The following is a 12536-nucleotide window of genomic DNA, read 5'->3' on the forward strand; positions in this document are numbered from 1 at the left end:
CTGATCGTTGGTCGATAATGCACATTATGTTAAGTAGAGAGTCGATCGGGGGCGCTGGGGCGGTCCGCCCGATCGCACACCGCCCCCGGCCAGCGTCATTTCTTGGCGGTGTGGGGAACGGGTGTCGCGTGCGGTGCGATCGTGTGATGATCGTGTGAGGACGATCTGATGTGGGCGGTGCGGGTGCCGTGATTCCTGAGCGTTTCGTTCGTGCGCTGGACGGTTTCGAGGCGGTGCTGGCGGCGACGCCGCCGGACCGGTGGTTGTCGCCGTCGCCGTGTGAGGGCTGGTGCGCGGTCGATGTCGCCGGGCACGTCATCGCGGGGCTGCTGGTGGTCGAGATGCGCGCCGCCGGCCGGCCGCTCCCCCGGGACGATCCGGATTGGCGCGAGGTGGCGGGTGAGGATCCGGTGGCGTCCTGGCGCGAGGTGCGGGCCCGGATGACGGCCGAGTTGGTGCCCGATGCGCTGGCGCGGCGGATCACGCTGGGTGTCGGGCTGGAGATGACGGTGCGCGAGTGGCTGGAGCAGTATCCGCTGGAGTTGCTCGTCCACACGTGGGATCTGGGGCAGGCCACCGGGCAGCCGGTGGTGTTCGACGCGGATCTGGTGGGTCCGGCGCTGGAGACGGCGCGGCGGATGGCGCCCGGCGGGCGTGAGCGGGGAATGGTCGGTTCCGAGCGTCCTGTCCCCCAGGGCGCCGATGACCAGGCGCGCCTGCTCGCGTTGTTCGGCCGCGATACTTCCGGTGGGTGAGATCTCGGCCGCTCCCCTCCCCCGGGAATTCGGGGGTGCGGTGGCCGGGGCGGTGTGGTTATGGTGCTGGTATGGCTCGACGACATTGATCTTCACCTGAGGCGGGGCTCGCGCGCAGGCTGTACGTCTACGCGTTCCTCGAGGATTTCGTTCTTCTGTACCCGGTGTACGCGGTGCTTTTCGCCGATGCCGGGTTGTCTCCCGCTGCGATCTCGTCGCTGTTCGTGATCTGGTCGGTCACGACGTTCTCTTTTGAGCTGCCGTCCGGTTTGTGGGCGGATGTGTTCTCGCGCCGGTTGTTGCTGGTGTTCGCTCCCCTGCTGGCGGGTGTGGGTTTCGGGTTGTGGGTGGCGTTTCCTTCGTATCCGGCGTTCGCTGCGGGTTTCGTGTTGTGGGGTGTGGGGTCGGCGCTGCGTTCGGGGACGATGCAGGCGCTGGTGTACGAGGAGCTGGGGCGTGCGGGCGCGGCGGGGGCGTATGCGCGGTTGATCGGGCGGTCGGAGGCGGTGTCGCTGCTGGCGGTGGTGGCGGCTTCGGCGGTGGCGGCGCCGGTGCTGGCGGGTGGGGGTTACCGGGCGGCGGGCGTCGCGAGTGTGGCGGTGTGCGTGCTGTGTGCGGTGGCGGGGTGGTTCCTGCCGGAGTCGCGGGGTGCCGGCCGTGGCGGGGACGCGGATGGGGGCGGGGCGTCGCTGGCGTCGGTGGCGGGTGAGGGGTGGGCGCAGCTGCGCGGGGAGCCGGCGGTGCGGTGGGCGCTGGTTCTGGTGATGGTGGTGGAGGGTGTGACGGCGCTGGATGAGTATGTGCCGTTGCTGGTGCGGTCGACGGGGGTGGCGGCGGCGTCGGTGCCGTTGCTGGTGATGGTGGTGACGGTGGGTGATGCGGTGGGGGGCTGGTTGGCGGGGCGTGGGGTGCGGTGGCTGGCGCCGGTGCTGGCGGTGGGTGCGGTGTGCCTGGCGGCGGGGTCGTTGGGCGGGCGGCCGGGCGGGTTGGTGTTGGTGGCGGTGGCGTTCGGGGTGTTCCGGTGGGCGATGGCGGCGGCGGACGCGCGGTTGCAGGAGCGGATCGGTGATGGGGCGCGGGCGACGGTGACGTCGGTGGCGGGGCTCGGTTCGGAGACGGTGGCGGTGCTGATGTTCGCGAGTTGGGCGTTGGGGTCGCGGTGGGGTGATGCGGGGGTGCTGATGGGGTTGGCGTCGGTGCCGTATGTGGTGGTGGCTGTCGTACTGGGGTTGGCGGGGCGGCGTGGTGGTGTACATCGGGAGATGTAGGGGCGGGGTTGGGGCTGCGCGAAAGGTGCAGGGCGGTTGAACACTCGCGCCTGATTCGCGGGTGTGGTGTGTGCGCTGAGGATCGTGGAGTCGGTTCGGAGCGATTCTTGGGGCGTGCTCATGGGTGTGGACCCGTTGATGTTGGCGCGGGTGCAGTTCGCGTTGACGGCCGGTACCCATTTTCTGTTCGTGGCGTTGACGTTGGGGCTGGCGACGCTGGTGGCATTGACGCAGACGCGGGCGGCGGTGTCGGGCAGTGCGGTGCATGAGCGGATGGTGCGGTTCTGGGGGCAGCTGTATGTCGTGAACTATGCGGTGGGGATCGTCACGGGGTTGGTGATGGAGTTCCAGTTCGGGTTGAACTGGGCGGGGATGTCGCGGGTGACGGGTGGTGTGTTCGGGGCGCCGCTTGCTTTGGAGACGATCGTGGCGTTCTTCGTGGAGTCGACGTTCCTGGGGTTGTGGATCTTCGGGTGGGATCGGCTGAACCGGTGGGTGCATCTGGCGCTGATCTGGGTGGTGACGCTGACGGCGTATCTGTCGGCGTATTTCGTGCTGGTGGCGAATGGGTGGCTGCAGCGTCCGGTGGGGTTCGAGATGGTGGACGGTGCGGCGCGGCTGACGGATGTGGGGGCGTTGCTGACCAATCCGACGGCGGTGCTGGCGTTCTTCCATGTGCTGTTCGGCGGGTTGCTGACGGCGGGGTTCTTCATGGCCGGGGTGAGCGGTTATCACTTGTTCCGGCGGACGGCGGAGGTGGAGTTCTTCCGGCGGTCGATGCGGATCGGGTTGCTGACGGTGATCTTGTCGGTGATGCCGGTGGTGATGTTCGGTGGGGCGCAGTTCGCGTATGTGCAGCCGACGAAGATCGGTGGGGATGACGCGCCGGCGGCGGTGGCGGATTTTTCGGCGCGGTTCGGGCCGGACGAGTACATGGCGCCGGGGCTGGCGGCGGTCGGTGAGGGCCTGATGACGGGCATGTGGTCGTTGATGGTCTTGGTGGCGCTGGTGGCGCTGGTGAAGTTTCCGTTCCGGGGGTGGCTGGTGCGGGGGCGGGTGTTCCACGTGGTGATGGTCGTGGCGGTGCCGCTGCCGTATGTGGCGATGGTGTCGGGGTGGGTGTTCCGTGAGGTGGGGCGGCAGCCGTGGATGGTGTACGGGGTGCTGAAGACGCGGGACGCGCTGTCGCCGGGTGTGGGGCCGGGGACGATGACGGTGTCGTTCGTGGCGTTCACGGTGCTGTTCGCTTTGCTGTTCGTGGTGAACGCGTGGCTGCTGGTGCGGTTCGCGCGGCGGGGGCCGGAGGGGTCGGGTCTTGGTGCCTCTCCCCCGGTGGAGCCGGCCGCGCCGGTGATGAGCCCGACGTTCTGACTGGAGTTCGGTGATGGAAGCTCTTGCGGTGGTGTTGCTGGCGGTGTTCTCCGGCGGGTACCTGGTGCTGGCCGGTGCGGATATCGGGGTGGGGATGCTGCTTCCGTGGCTGGGGCGGGATGAGCGGGAGCGGCGGTTGGTGATCGCGTCGTTCGCGCCGTTCTTCCTGGGCAACGAGGTGTGGCTGGTGGCGTCGGCGGGGCTGGTCGCGGGTGCGTTCCCGGGGTTGGAGCACGATCTGCTGGAGGAGCTGTATCCGCTGGTGGCGGTGCTGCTGATCGGGTGGGTCGTGCGGGACATGGGGTTGTGGCTGCGGGGCCGGGTGGATGCGGTGGCGTGGCGCGGCGGGTGTGATGCGGCGATCGTGGTGGGGAGCTGGGCGCTGGCGCTGGCGTGGGGTGCGGTGCTGGGTTCGGTGCTGGGGGGCGGCGGGTTGAACGCCGGGAGTGTGCTGGGTCTGCCGCTGGCGGTGGTGTTCGCGTGGCATGGTGCGGGGTTCGCGCGGTGGCGTTTGCCGGTGGGTGTTCTGGCGGCGCGTGCGGGGCGGGTGCCGTCGCGGTATGCGGTGTCGGCGGTGGTGATGGTGGCGGCGCCGGTGGTGGCGGGTGTGCGGTTGCCGTGGTCGGAGGCGGTGGCCGGGGGTGCGGGGTTGACGATGACGGCGGTGACGACGGTGGTGGTGCTGCCGTTGCTGCTGGGGTCGCAGGCGCTGGTGTGGTGGACGTTCCGTGGGCGGGTCGAGTCGCCCTCGTACCTGTAGCCGGGTGGCCCGGGGTCTGGGGGCTGGGGTGAAGGGTGTCGAGCGTCGTCTGCTGGGGTGTGTGCCCCGCCGGGTGACGGTGGTGCTGGGGGTGCTGGCGGCGGGACAGGGTGTTCTGCTGGTGGTGCAGGCCGAGCTGCTGGTGCGGGCGGTGGCGGGGTTGGACGCGGGTCCGCTGCCGTGGCTGGTGGGTGCGGTGGCGGGGCGTGCGGTGCTGGCGTGGGCGGTGTCGCTGGTGGCGGGCCGGGCGGCGGCGCGGGTGAAGCGGAATCTGCGGGGGGCGCTGCTGGACGCGCCGGCGGGTGATGCGGGGTCGCGGGTGACGTTGCTGACGCGGGGGCTGGACGGGGTCGATCCGTTCTTCACCGGTTATGTGCCGCAGCTGCTGGCGGCGTGTGTGATTCCGGTGGTGGTGCTGGTGCGGCTGGTGGCGGCGGATTGGGCGTCGGCGCTGGTGGTGTTGGTGACGGTGCCGCTGGTTCCGGTGTTCGGGGCGCTGGTGGGGATGCGTACGGCGGCGTTGACGGGGCGGCAGTGGGGGCTGCTGCACCGGCTGGGCGGGCATTTCCGGGATGTGCTGGCGGGGCTGTCGACGTTGCGGGCGTTCGGGCGGACGGGGCATCAGTCGGTGGTGGTGCGGGAGCTGGCGGAGGGGCATCGGCGGGCGAGTGTGCGGGCTTTGCGGGTGGCGTTCTTGTCGTCGCTGGTGCTGGAGCTGGTGTGCGCGTTGTCGGTGGCGTTGGTGGCGGTGCCGGTGGGGTTGCGGCTGCTGGCGGGTGAGATGGCGTTGTCGGCGGGGTTGCTGGTGCTGGTGCTGACGCCGGAGGTGTATTCGCCGTTGCGGGCGCTGGGTCAGCGGTTCCATGCGTGTGCGGAGGGTGTGGCGGCGGCCGGGGAGGTGTTCGCGGTGCTGGACGCGCCGGTGGTGCGGCCGGCGGGGCGGGTGGTCGTCGCGGGGGGTGCGCCGGAGATCGTGCTGCGGGATGTGACGGTGCGGTATCGGGGGGCGCGGGAGCCGGCGCTGGCGGGTGTGTCGTTGCGGGTGGCGGCGGGTGAGCGGGTGGCGGTCGCGGGTCCGTCGGGTGCGGGCAAGTCGACGCTGCTGCTGGTGCTGGCGGGGCTTGTGGTGCCGGATTCGGGGCGGGTGCTGGTCGACGGCGTGGATCTTGCGGAGCTGGACGTGGAGGGGTGGCGGTCGCGGGTGGGGTGGGTGCCGCAGCGTCCGCATCTGTTCGCGGCGTCGGTGGCCGACAACATCCGGCTGGGTGATCCGGGTGCGGGTGATGAGCGGGTGGTGGAGGCGGCGCGGGCGGCGTCGGCGGAGTTCGTGGAGGATCTGCCGGAGGGGTTCGCGACGGTGCTGGGTGAGGGGGGTGCGGGGTTGTCGGCGGGGCAGCGGCAGCGGCTGGCGATCGCGCGGGCGTATCTGTCGGGTGGTCCGGTGATGTTGCTGGACGAGCCGACGGCGCGGCTGGATCTGCACAGTGAGCGGGTGCTGGTGGACGCGGCGGGGCGGCTGCTGGAGGGGCGGACGGCGGTGCTGGTGGCGCATCGTCCGGCGCTGCTGGGGGTGGCGGACCGGGTGGTGCGGTTGGAGGGGGGCCGGGTCGCGGGCGGTGTGTGCGGGGAGGCGGCGTGAGCGGCGTGCGGGGTGTGTGGGGTGCGGTGCGTCCGCATGGGGTGCGGCTGGTGGGTGCGGGGCTAGCGGGGGCCGCGGCGGAGTTGTGCGGGCTGGGGTTGATCGCGGCGGCGGCGTGGCTGGTGGCGCGGGCGGCGCAGCGGCCGGAGCTGGCGGCGTTGTCGCTGGCGATCGTGGCGGTGCGGGGGTTCGCGCTGGCGAAGGGGTCGCTGCGGTATGTGGAGCGGTTGGCGGGTCATGACGCGGTGTTGCGGGCGCTGGCGGAGCTGCGGGGCCGGGTGTTCGACGCTCTGGCGGCGGGCCCGGGGCGGGTACGTCCCGGGCCCGGCGGGGCGGCGGGGCGCGGGGTGCGGGACGGTGATGCGCTGACGCGGATGGTGTCGGATGTCGACGCCGTCCAGGATCTTCTGCTGCGGTGCGTCCTGCCGGCGGTGGCGGCGGTGGCGTGCGGTGCGGCGGGTGTGGTGGTGTGCGGGGTGGTTCTGCCGTCGTCGGCGGTGGTGCTGGCCGGGGGTCTGCTGGTGGCGGGGGTGGTGCTGCCGGTGGCGGCGTCGGTCGCGGGCGGGCGTGCGGCGGCGCGGGTGGCGGCCGGGCGTGAGGTGCTGGCGGTGCGGGCGCTGGACGTGCTGGAGGGTGCGGCGGAGCTGGCGATGTTCGGTGCGTCCGGCCGGTTCGCTGCGCGGGCGGGGGACGCGGCGGGGCGGCTGGAGTCGGCGGAGCGGTCCGGTGCGCGGGTGTCGGCGATGGTGGCGGCGGCGGGTTTCACGGTGCAGGGCGCGACGGTCGCGGCGGTGGTGTGGGTGGGGTTGCGCGGGGGGCTCGACGAGGTCGGTGTGGCGGTGTCGGCGTTGACGGCGCTGGTCGCGGTGGAGTCGGTGCTGCCGCTGGCGTCGGCGGCGCAGCGGTTGCGGGAGGTGGTGCCGGCGGTGCGGCGGGTCGGGGTGCTGCTGGCCGCTCCCCCGGCGGCGGTGCCGCGGAGTCCGGTGCGGATGCCGCGTGGGCCGCTGGGTGTGGAGCTGCTGGGCGTCCGCGTCGCCTACGGCGGTGGGGCCGCGGCGTTGGACGGGGTGGATCTGCGGGTGGAGCGGGGCCGCCGGGTCGCGGTCGTGGGGGCGAGCGGCGCGGGCAAGAGCACGCTGCTGGCGGCGGTGTCGGGTGAGGTGCCGGTGGCGTCGGGCGCGGTGGTGCTGGGCGGGCATGCTCTGGGCCGTTACGCGCCCGGTGATGTGCGGGCGGCGGTGCGGGGGCTGGCGCAGGACGCGCATGTGTTCGCGGCGACGGTCCGGGCGAACCTGCTGCTGGCGCGGCCGGACGCGAGCGTGGCGCAGTTGGAGGCCGCGGCGGCGCGGGCGCGGTTCGCCGAGGTGGTGGAGGCGCTGCCGGACGGGTGGGACACGGTGGTCGGGGCGGGTGGGCGGGGCCTGTCGGGGGGGCAGCGGCAGCGGCTGCTGCTGGCGCGGGCGCTGCTGGCCGATCCGCCGGTGCTGGTGCTGGACGAGCCGGCCGAGGCGCTGGATCCGGCGATGGCGGACGCGTTGACGCGGGATCTGCTGGAGTGGCCGGGCGGGGGGACGCTGCTGCTGGTGACGCACCGGCTCGCGGCGCTGGACGCGGCCGACGAGGTGGTGGTGCTGGACCGGGGGCGGGTGGTGCAGCGCGGTCGGCACGGTGATCTGGTCGCGGCGGCGGGGGCGTACCGGGATCTGTGGGAGGCGGAGCTGCTGGCCGCGTGACCGGCCGGGTGCGCCCAGGGGCGGGCGGGGTCAGGTGAGGTCGCGCAGGGCCCGTCCGATGGTGGTGATGCCTTCGGTGATGCCGGTGGCGGGGACGGCGGCGTAGCCGAGGACGAGGCCGGGCCGGGTGGGCCGCTGGGCGTGCCAGGACAGCGGCTGGGTCTTGACGCCGTGGTGCAGGGCGGCCGCGGCGAGGTCGGCGTCGTGGAAGGCGGCGTCGAAGGTGACGGTGAGGTGCAGGCCTGCGGCGGTGCCGTGGACGGCGGCGCCGGGCAGGTGCGCGGCGATCGCGTCGATCATGGTGTCCCGGCGGCTGCGGTGGCGGCGGCGCAGCAGCCGCAGGCCGCGTTCCATCTCGCCCGAGTCCATCAGTTCGGCGAGGACGAGTTGGGGCAGGGCGGCGCTGCCGAGGTCGGCGAAGCGTTTCTCCTCGACGGCGGCGTCCAGGTGGGCGGGCGGCGGCAGGAGCCAGCCGGTCCTCAGTGCGGGGGCCAGCAGCTTGGACACGCTGCCGGTGTAGAAGGTGCGGTCGGTGAGCAGTGAGCGCAGCGCGGGGGTCGGGGGGCGGTCGTAGCGGTGTTCGGCGTCGTAGTCGTCCTCGATGACCAGGCCGCCGTCGGCGGCCCAGCGCATCAGCTCGCGGCGGCGGTGCCCGGTGAGGACGGCGCCGGTCGGGAACTGGTGGGCGGGGGTGAGCAGGGCTGCGGGTGCGCCGGTGTCGCGGAGGCGGTCGACGCGGACGCCGCCGGCGTCGACGGGGACGGGCGGGGTGGCCATCCCCCAGTGCCGCAGGTGCTGGCGGACGCCGAGGGAGCCGGGGTCCTCGACGGCGACGGCGGTGATGCCGTCGCGGGCCAGGACGCGGGCGATGAGGCCGAGGGCCTGCGCGGTGCCGGCGACGATGATGATCTCGGCGGGGTCGGCGCGGACGCCGCGGTTGCGGGCGAGCCAGGCGGCGGCCGCGGCGCGCAGCGGGAGGGCTCCGCGCGGGTCGCCGTATCCGAGGGCGGGGGCGGGAAGGTCGCGCAGGACGGCGCGTTGTGCGCGTTGCCAGGCGGCGCGGGGGAACGCCGACAGGTCGGGGAGGCCGGGTGACAGGTCGACGCGTGCGGGGGCGGCGCGCAGGACGTCGAACACGTCGGCGGCCGGTTCGCCGGGGAACGCGAGGCCGGGCCGGGCGTCCTGCCGGGTGCCGGGCAGGGCGGCGGGCCGGGTGGGCGGGGCGGTGAGCGGGGCGGCGACGACGACGGTGCCGGCGCGGCCGCGGCCGGCGAGGTGGCCGTCGTCGATCAGGCGGTGGTAGGCCTCGGTGACCACGCCGCGGGACACGCGCAGCTCGGCCGCCAGGACGCGGGTGGCGGGCAGCCGGGACCCGACGGGCAGGTGGCCGTCGCCGATCGCCTCGCGCAGCCGCCGGGCGAGCCAGTCCGACAGGCCGCCCGGCGGCGCGTCGGCCGGGTCCAGCTGGAGGAAGTCCGACCCCCGCGGTTGCGGGCCCGGCTGTTCCGCGCCCCGTGTTATGGACCGGTCGGGTTCGTTGGCTTTGGATCTGTTCATCAGGCCATTGTGCGGCCACGGTGGTGCCATGGAGACAACGACGACGACCGGTCCCGCTGATCACGCGCCGGGTGATTACGTGCACGGCTACTCAGGTCGTGAGGCGCGGCGGCTGGGCGACCAGGCCGACACGCTCGCCGGGCTGCTGCACGACGGCACGTCCTACCCGGCCGGGAGCCGGGTGCTGGAGGCCGGCTGCGGGGTCGGCGCGCAGACGGTGCATCTGGTGTCGCGCTCCCCCGGCGCGCTGCTGACCGCCGTCGATGTGTCCCGCGGTTCCCTGGAGCAGGCCCGCGCCCGCGTCGCCGCGTCCGTCCCGGGCGCACGTGTCGCGTGGGCGCACGCCGACCTGCACGACCTGCCGTTCGGCGACGGCGAGTTCGATCACCTGTTCGTGTGCTTCGTCCTGGAGCACCTGCCCGACCCGCGCGGCGCGCTGGCGGCGCTGCGGCGGGTGCTGCGGCCCGGCGGGACGCTCACCGTGATCGAGGGCGACCACGGGTCGGCGTTCTTTCATCCCGACTGCGCCCATGCCCGCGCCGTGATCGGCCACCTGGTCGCGCTGCAGGCCGCCGCGGGCGGTGACGCGCTCATCGGGCGGCGGCTGCGGCCGCTGCTGGCCGGCGCCGGATATGGCGGCGTCACCGTCTCCCCCAGGACCGTGTACGCCGATCCGGGGCGCCCCGCGCTGGCGCGGGGGTTCACCCTGGACACTTTCACCGCGATGGTCGAGGCGGTCGGGGACGAGGCCGTCGCGGCCGGGCTGTCCACGCGGGCCGGCTGGGACCGCGGCGTCGCCGGGCTGCGCCGCGCCGCCGGCCCGGACGGGACGTTCTGCTACACGTTCTTCAAGGCCGTCGCCGTCAACCCGCCCGTGTGAGCCGGCCGGCGGTCAGTCTTGCGGCAGGAGCGGGCCGAGGGGGCCGAGGTCGAGGTTGAGGTCGTGGTCGTCGAGGTCGAAGTGGTCCTTGAGGCGGGTCATCGCCTCGTCCAGCCGCATCAGCGCCAGCCCGAGCGCCTCGATCTGGTCGTCGGACAGGTCGCCGCCCTCGGCGCGGCGCAGCGCCTGGCGCTCCATCAGCTGGCGGATCAGCTCGACCAGGGTGAGGACGAGTTTGACCAGGTCGCGTTCCACGGTCTCGGGGTCGGACCGCAGCCGCTGCATCGTCCGGGACGAGCGTTCCCGCGGCCCCATCTCGCGGTCGGGGCCGCGGGCGGGCGCGGCGCGGACGGGGGCGTGGGCTGATGAGCCGCCGGTGCGGCCCGCCAGGATGTCGTCGGTGAAGGGGTCCCCGGCGGCGGGGTCGCGCACCGACACCTCCCCTGTCACCGGCTCGCGCTCGCGGCCGGTGGGCTCGCGGCCGGTGGGGGCGTGGTCCGGTCGGGTCACGGCAGGTCCTCCTCGGGCAGCAGTTCGTCGCGGACGCTGGTGATCAGCGCCCGCAGCGACACCTGCACCAGGTCGATGCCCGCGATGGAGATCACCAGGTCACCGGTGATGACGACGCCGCCGGCCAGCAGCCGGTCGAGCAGGTCGACCAGCGCGATCCGCTCCATCGGCGCGTCGCCGGCGTGGTCCAGGACGGCCGTCACCGGGTCGCGTCCCCCGGCTCGGGCGCGGGCGTGGTGTCGGCGGTGTCGATGAAGGAGTAGGGCGGCCACGGCCCCGTCACCTCCACCTCGATGCCCGCCATCCGCTCGGCGGCCGCGCGGGTCACCGCCAGGAACCCCTCGACCTGCTCCTCGTCCAGCAGGTAGGCGACATTGAGGATCTGGGTTCCGCGGCGGCCCGACAGGCCCGGGTCCTGCGGCGGGTGGTGCCGGAACGCCACGGCGTGGTCGGCGAGTTCGGCGTGCACGCCGTCGGCCTGCTCGCCGGTCCGGCGTGCCGCGTCGGCGCGGCGGCGGCGCTCGTCCTGGCGGCGGCGCAGGTACGCGGTCCCCACGCCGCCGGAAGAGCCGCCGGAGGGGGCGTCGGGCCGGGGGCCGGTGAGGGGCTCGGCGCTGGGCGCGAGCCCCCCACCGGGGTCTGCGGGGGCGGGGCCGCCCGCGGGTGCGTCGCCGCGCAGCGTCCCGGGGTCGGCGTAGGCCTTCACGCCCCATTCCGAGCGGCCGGCGATGCGGTCGAGGGCGGCGTCGAACCGCTCGCCCTGTGTGGTGAGGACCTCAGCGACGCGGGTGTCGTCGCGGTAGAGGGTGGCGATGCGGACGGGGGCGGTCGGCGCGGCGTGCGCTGCGCGGTCGACGACGTCGTGGTGGGCGCGGGCGGTGGCCTCCAGCCACGCCAGGTCCTCCAGGTTGGCGCGCAGTGCCGCTTCGCCGTACTCCTCCAGCCGCACGGTGCTGACCAGTGCGGTCAGCCCGCCGGCGACCACGCCGCGGACCGGTGCGCCCGCCACTCCGGCGGCGTCGCCGAGCGCGGCGGGGTTCAGGTCCCGCGCGACCCCGTACAGGTAGACGGCGGTGTCGCCGGTGAACGGTGTGCCGGTCATGGTCTGGGCTCCTTCCCCCGCCCGGGCCGTGCCGCCGGCGCGGCGGCGGCCCTGTCGTCCGCGCCGTCGCCGGCCTCCAGGGCGGCCAGCCGCTCGCGCAGCCGCCGGTTCTCCTCCTGCAGGGCGCGGTCTCCGCCGCCGTCCTCCACCCGCCGGTCGGCCTGCCGGGCCTTGGACGACAGCGACGGGTCGTGCTCCCACCAGTCGATGCCCATCTCCTTGGCCCGGTCCACCGATGCCACCAGCAGCCGCAGCTTGATCGTCAGCAGCTCGATGTCGAGCAGGTTGACCCGGATGTCCCCGACGATCACGATGCCCTTGTCGAGGATGCGTTCCAGCAGGTCGGCCAGGTTGGCCGACGTCTTCTCCCCGGCCATCGACCGTGTGGGAGACCGCGTTCCGCTCCAGGAGGTCTCACTCAATGCTCTAGTCCCTCTCGACTCGTCCGCGCGGATAGCGGCGGGCGCGGCGGTAGCCGACCAGCTCCCCGTCCGCGTCCACCTCGGTCTCGTAGATCGCGAGGATGTCGGCGGAGTCGGGGATGCGGCGGGTCTCCACCACCTCCACCTGCACGCGCCAGGCGTCCTCGCCGGCGCGCTCCACCCCCACCACGCATTCGGCGCTGCGGCCGGTCATCGCGGTGACGTGTTCGGCCGCCCGCTTGGCGGCCTCGGACGCGGACATCATCACGTGCCCCCTAGCCGCCGGCCTGCTCGCGGCGGGCCTGCTCGCGGGCACGGCCCTCGTTCAGGCGGCGGATCAGGTCCTCCTCGCGCTCGGCGGCCTCGTCATCGGTGATCTCGCCGGCGGCGGCCTCATCGGCGACCTGCTGCATCTCCGCGGCGATCCGCCCCGGGTCGTACAGCTGCGCCTCGGCCTGCTCGGTGAGCGTCTCGGCCAGCCACATGACGCCGCGCACGGGCGCCAGCGGCAGCGTCACCAGCCCGGTGAACAGCCCCAT

Annotated in this window: 14 protein-coding genes; 7 read left to right on the forward strand and 7 right to left on the reverse strand. The window is 74.0% G+C overall.

Translation table 11 applies throughout. The features are described 5' to 3' along the window. Positions 1–188 precede the first annotated feature (188 nt). The 6 genes from ACGFIS_RS24850 to cydC all read left to right on the forward strand — a co-directional run bounded on the left by ACGFIS_RS24850 (position 189) and on the right by cydC (position 7526). Positions 189–755, forward strand: coding sequence for a TIGR03086 family metal-binding protein (locus ACGFIS_RS24850; RefSeq protein ID WP_392972683.1), 567 nt, complete (start codon positions 189–191; stop codon positions 753–755). Between the two features lie 119 nt (positions 756–874). Beyond that, a complete protein-coding gene (locus ACGFIS_RS24855) occupies positions 875–2023 on the forward strand; it encodes an MFS transporter (RefSeq protein WP_392972812.1) in 1149 nt (382 codons plus the stop codon). 120 nt (positions 2024–2143) lie between these two features. After that, complete coding sequence (locus tag ACGFIS_RS24860; protein WP_392905109.1) at positions 2144–3394, forward strand: cytochrome ubiquinol oxidase subunit I; 1251 nt, start codon at positions 2144–2146, stop codon at positions 3392–3394. A gap of 13 nt (positions 3395–3407) precedes the next feature. Continuing rightward, complete coding sequence (locus tag ACGFIS_RS24865; RefSeq protein ID WP_392904239.1) at positions 3408–4154, forward strand: cytochrome d ubiquinol oxidase subunit II; 747 nt, start codon at positions 3408–3410, stop codon at positions 4152–4154. Positions 4155–4215: 61 nt separating this feature from the next. Next, the gene (gene cydD / locus ACGFIS_RS24870; protein WP_392904237.1) at positions 4216–5793 is read left to right on the forward strand and encodes a thiol reductant ABC exporter subunit CydD; all 1578 of its coding nucleotides are present in this window, start codon (positions 4216–4218) and stop codon (positions 5791–5793) included. Beyond that, on the forward strand, positions 5790–7526 hold the full coding sequence (cydC, locus tag ACGFIS_RS24875) for a thiol reductant ABC exporter subunit CydC (protein ID WP_392904234.1): 1737 nt from the start codon (positions 5790–5792) through the stop codon (positions 7524–7526). Before cydD ends, cydC begins: the two co-directional genes overlap by 4 nt. A 30-nt stretch (positions 7527–7556) precedes the next feature. Here cydC and ACGFIS_RS24880 read toward each other — a convergent pair whose 3' ends face one another. Next, positions 7557–9083, reverse strand: a complete 1527-nt coding sequence (locus ACGFIS_RS24880; RefSeq protein ID WP_392972685.1) for a PLP-dependent aminotransferase family protein — start codon at positions 9081–9083, stop codon at positions 7557–7559. Between the two features lie 28 nt (positions 9084–9111). On the opposite strand from ACGFIS_RS24880, the gene ACGFIS_RS24885 reads away from it, so the two are divergent. Then, positions 9112–9963: a methyltransferase domain-containing protein gene (locus tag ACGFIS_RS24885; RefSeq protein ID WP_392972687.1), complete on the forward strand. Its 852-nt coding sequence runs from the start codon at positions 9112–9114 to the stop codon at positions 9961–9963. Between the two features lie 12 nt (positions 9964–9975). Here the strand turns inward: ACGFIS_RS24885 and ACGFIS_RS24890 are convergent, their stop codons facing one another. Genes ACGFIS_RS24890 through ACGFIS_RS24915 form a run of 6 tightly spaced genes read right to left on the reverse strand, consistent with a single transcriptional unit; the run spans position 9976 to position 12536 of the window. Beyond that, entirely contained in the window at positions 9976–10473 is a 498-nt protein-coding gene (locus ACGFIS_RS24890) for a gas vesicle protein K (protein WP_392904228.1), read from the reverse strand. After that, positions 10470–10676 carry a gas vesicle protein gene (locus ACGFIS_RS24895; protein ID WP_392904227.1) on the reverse strand — a complete coding sequence of 69 codons (207 nt, stop codon included), beginning with the start codon at positions 10674–10676 and terminating at the stop codon, positions 10470–10472. Before ACGFIS_RS24895 ends, ACGFIS_RS24890 begins: the two co-directional genes overlap by 4 nt. Next, positions 10673–11575, reverse strand: a complete 903-nt coding sequence (locus ACGFIS_RS24900) for a GvpL/GvpF family gas vesicle protein (RefSeq protein WP_392972689.1) — start codon at positions 11573–11575, stop codon at positions 10673–10675. Before ACGFIS_RS24900 ends, ACGFIS_RS24895 begins: the two co-directional genes overlap by 4 nt. Then, positions 11572–11952, reverse strand: a complete 381-nt coding sequence (locus ACGFIS_RS24905) for a gas vesicle protein (protein ID WP_392904223.1) — start codon at positions 11950–11952, stop codon at positions 11572–11574. Before ACGFIS_RS24905 ends, ACGFIS_RS24900 begins: the two co-directional genes overlap by 4 nt. A 49-nt stretch (positions 11953–12001) precedes the next feature. After that, a complete protein-coding gene (gene gvpO, locus ACGFIS_RS24910) occupies positions 12002–12262 on the reverse strand; it encodes a gas vesicle protein GvpO (protein ID WP_392904220.1) in 261 nt (86 codons plus the stop codon). 10 nt (positions 12263–12272) lie between these two features. After that, complete coding sequence (locus tag ACGFIS_RS24915) at positions 12273–12536, reverse strand: gas vesicle protein GvpG (RefSeq protein ID WP_392972691.1); 264 nt, start codon at positions 12534–12536, stop codon at positions 12273–12275.

Origin of the sequence: Spirillospora sp. NPDC048824, assembly GCF_043198455.1 — a bacterium.
In the GTDB taxonomy this organism is placed as follows: Bacteria; Actinomycetota; Actinomycetes; order Streptosporangiales; family Streptosporangiaceae; genus Spirillospora.

Excerpts from the sequence above, each read along its gene's own strand:
- ACGFIS_RS24860 (WP_392905109.1), top strand. The coding sequence starts at position 2,144 with ATGGGTGTGGACCCGTTGATGTTGGCGCGGGTGCAGTTCGCGTTGACG.
- ACGFIS_RS24865 (WP_392904239.1), top strand. The coding sequence starts at position 3,408 with ATGGAAGCTCTTGCGGTGGTGTTGCTGGCGGTGTTCTCCGGCGGGTAC.
- ACGFIS_RS24880 (WP_392972685.1), bottom strand. The coding sequence starts at position 9,083 with ATGAACAGATCCAAAGCCAACGAACCCGACCGGTCCATAACACGGGGC.
- ACGFIS_RS24885 (WP_392972687.1), top strand. The coding sequence starts at position 9,112 with ATGGAGACAACGACGACGACCGGTCCCGCTGATCACGCGCCGGGTGAT.
- ACGFIS_RS24900 (WP_392972689.1), bottom strand. The coding sequence starts at position 11,575 with ATGACCGGCACACCGTTCACCGGCGACACCGCCGTCTACCTGTACGGG.
- ACGFIS_RS24905 (WP_392904223.1), bottom strand. The coding sequence starts at position 11,952 with ATGGCCGGGGAGAAGACGTCGGCCAACCTGGCCGACCTGCTGGAACGC.
- gvpO (WP_392904220.1), bottom strand. The coding sequence starts at position 12,262 with ATGATGTCCGCGTCCGAGGCCGCCAAGCGGGCGGCCGAACACGTCACC.
- ACGFIS_RS24915 (WP_392972691.1), bottom strand. The coding sequence starts at position 12,536 with ATGGGGCTGTTCACCGGGCTGGTGACGCTGCCGCTGGCGCCCGTGCGC.